Origin of the sequence: Corallococcus sp. RDP092CA (genome assembly GCF_041903675.1) — a bacterium.
Taxonomy (GTDB): Bacteria; Myxococcota; Myxococcia; order Myxococcales; family Myxococcaceae; genus Corallococcus.
The window spans coordinates 1-338 of the sequence record NZ_JAYESI010000148.1; the positions used below are offsets into that span (position 1 = coordinate 1).

At 67.2% G+C, this 338-nt stretch carries 1 pseudogene; it reads right to left on the reverse strand.

The annotated features are described in order from the left end of the window. A pseudogene (locus U8525_RS34555) lies at nt 1–217 on the reverse strand (hypothetical protein); the annotation flags it as partial. Between the last annotated feature and the right edge of the window lie 121 nt (nt 218–338).

The following is a 338-nucleotide window of genomic DNA, read 5'->3' on the forward strand; positions in this document are numbered from 1 at the left end:
GCCCCGCGATGCTGTCCACGGGGCGGGACAGGAGTTGGCCCAGCGCGTGGTACAGCTCCACGAAGGCGTCCTCGGCCCCGTCCAGCGAGCGGTTGATGACGTCCGCGTCGTCGTACACCTCCGCCAGGGGCCGCCAGTCCGAAGCCTGGAGCTGCGCGTCCACGGCGCGGAAGACGCCGCCCTTGCCGCTGTAGAAGCGGCCCAACTCGAAGGTCAAGTCCCGAATCTTGTGTAGTTGGTTCGGAGGGGGTTCGGGGGAGGGAGGCTCCTTGGCGGTATCAAGCAGCGGCAGTGTCAGGGGGTGATTTCAGCAGAGACATGTCGAGGTAGCGGCGGTC